This window comes from Mesorhizobium sp. M7A.F.Ca.CA.004.04.2.1, from assembly GCF_004022825.1.
Taxonomy (GTDB): domain Bacteria; phylum Pseudomonadota; class Alphaproteobacteria; order Rhizobiales; family Rhizobiaceae; genus Mesorhizobium.
Genome location: NZ_RZPH01001005.1, coordinates 1 through 2,142 on the forward strand (window position 1 = coordinate 1; position 2,142 = coordinate 2,142).

Here is a 2,142-nt window from a genome sequence, read left to right on the forward strand (position 1 = left end):
ATCATGGGCTGCTGCAACGGAGAAACGCTATGCTCATCCACCGACTTGCCACTTTGACCGGCCTCGCCGTCGCGACCTTGTTCCTGGCCGCGCCAGCCAACGCACTGACGATGGCCGAGTGCAGCACGAAATACAACGCCGCCAAGGATGCGGGGACACTCGCCGGCGCGACCTGGAACCAGTTCCGCAAGGCTCAGTGCGGCACCGACGCCGCCGCGACGACCGACGCCAAGCCGGCCGATACCACGAAGGCTGCCGAGACGAAGCCGGCCAAGGCAGCCAAGGCTGCCGCCGCTGCGGACGACAGCACGGCCAAGGGCCTGACGGCGAAGGAATGCAGCACCAAATACCAGGCGGCGAAGGCTGCCGGCACGCTGAACGGCATGAAGTGGAACGACTTCCGCAAGTCCGAATGCGCCGCCGGTGCATCCGCCGCTGCCGCCGCCAAGCCGGCAACCACCAAGGCTGCCGCGGCCCCCGCCGACGGCAAGGGTCTGAGCATGGCCGAATGCAGCACCAAGTATCAGGCCGCCAAGACGGCCAGCACGCTGAAGGGCATGAAGTGGAACGACTTCCGCAAGACCGAATGCGGCGCCGGCGCATCGGATGACGACACGGTGCCGGCCGCCGACGAGGCCAGCTACACCACGGAGCCGGCGAAGCCGACGACGGCTGCGCCCAAGGGCGTCAAGTTCCCGTCCGCGATCTCGGCGAAATATGCCAGCGAGACCCCCGGAAAGGGCCGCATGCACACCTGCCTCGACCAGTATTATGTCCTCAAGGACGCCAACGCGCTCGGCGGCCTGAAGTGGATCCAGAAGGGCGGCGGCTTCTACAGCCTGTGCAATGCCAAGCTGAAGGGCTGATCGCTTAGCCATAGTCTCCAAACAAAGGCCCGCGCATCGCAAGATGCGCGGGCCTTTTTTGTTGCGCGAAGACGCACGCTGCCTTGCTCGCATCTGCATGTCGCCGGGCTGCTGGCATCATCAATTCGCCTACACTGCCCACCGCCAAGCTCATCGGTAGTCCGTAAAGATTCTGGTTGAACATATAGAGAACAAACCATATACAAAAAGACGCCAAACTTATTATCAACCAGGAGGGTCTTATGCACGGTTTGAAATTGGCGGTATTGGCTGCGACCGCATTTGTCGCTTGGAGCGTCGCCCCCGCAAGCGCACTGACGATGAAGGAATGCGGCGAGACCTATCGAACAGCCAAGGAAGGCGGCACTCTGAACGGCATGGACTGGACGGCTTTTCGCAAGGAGAAGTGCGCGACATCAGCAGCGGACAGTGTCAGCGAGGATACGGTCAAAACCGAGCCGCAGACGAAAAAGGAAACCAGCGCGGCGGTCGCCCCCACTGTAGCGCCCGCGGGCGTGACATTCCCGACCACGCTGGCCGGCGAGTTCAAGACCGAAAAGCCCGCGAAGGCGCGCATGAAGACCTGTCTGCAGGGCTACCATGGCAACAAGGACGCGGGCACGTTGAACGGCCTTCGCTGGATCCAGAAGGGCGGCGGTTATTACAGCCTGTGCAATGCCAAGCTGAAGAGCTGAGCGACAAGGCATCTGAAGAAGAGAAGGCCTGCGAACCGCAGGGTTCGCGGGCCTTTTTGTTGCCTTCGAGGGCACGCCAGCGGCGACGTTGCCAATCTCCCCCCTTGCGGGGGGAGATTGGCTATCACCTAGGCTTTCGCCAATCGTCACCGTCGCAGATGCGAGGTCGCGGACAACTCCTCCTCAACGCCAAAAACAAAAAACGCCGCGGAGTAAGCCGCGGCGTTCGATGAAATCAGTGGTCAAGCTCAACTCGACGGCTGCGGTTCCATACCGCCTTCGGGCTCAGGACCCTTCTTTCGCCGGCCGCCGGACTTCGGCACGGCCGAGCCACGGCTCGGCGGCGTATCGTCGCCGAGGTCGCGCGCGGGCTTGTGGCCGGCGATCAACTGCTTGATCTCCTCGCCGGACAGCGTCTCGTATTCCAGCAGGCCCTGCGCCAGCGCGATCCATTCCTTCTTCTTCTTGGTCAGGATGGACTTCGCCGACGAATAGGCCTCGTCGATCAGGCGGCGCACTTCGGCATCGATGATCTGCGCCGTTTCTTCCGAGACGTTCTGCGTGCGGGCCACGGAATGCCC

At 62.7% G+C, this 2,142-nt stretch carries 2 protein-coding genes and 1 pseudogene; 2 read left to right on the plus strand and 1 reads right to left on the minus strand.

Annotated features, from left to right (window positions below; all coding sequences use genetic code 11):
- The first annotated feature begins 29 nt into the window (after positions 1 to 29).
- Together EN893_RS30430 and EN893_RS30435 are read left to right on the plus strand one after the other, a co-directional pair.
- Positions 30 to 866, plus strand: a complete 837-nt coding sequence (locus EN893_RS30430; RefSeq protein ID WP_127267140.1) for a hypothetical protein — start codon at positions 30 to 32, stop codon at positions 864 to 866.
- Between the two features lie 242 nt (positions 867 to 1,108).
- Positions 1,109 to 1,561, plus strand: coding sequence for a hypothetical protein (locus tag EN893_RS30435; protein ID WP_127267141.1), 453 nt, complete (start codon positions 1,109 to 1,111; stop codon positions 1,559 to 1,561).
- A 248-nt stretch (positions 1,562 to 1,809) separates the two neighbouring features.
- Here EN893_RS30435 and EN893_RS30440 read toward each other — a convergent pair.
- Positions 1,810 to 2,142, minus strand: a pseudogene (locus tag EN893_RS30440) (cell division protein FtsH); the annotation flags it as partial.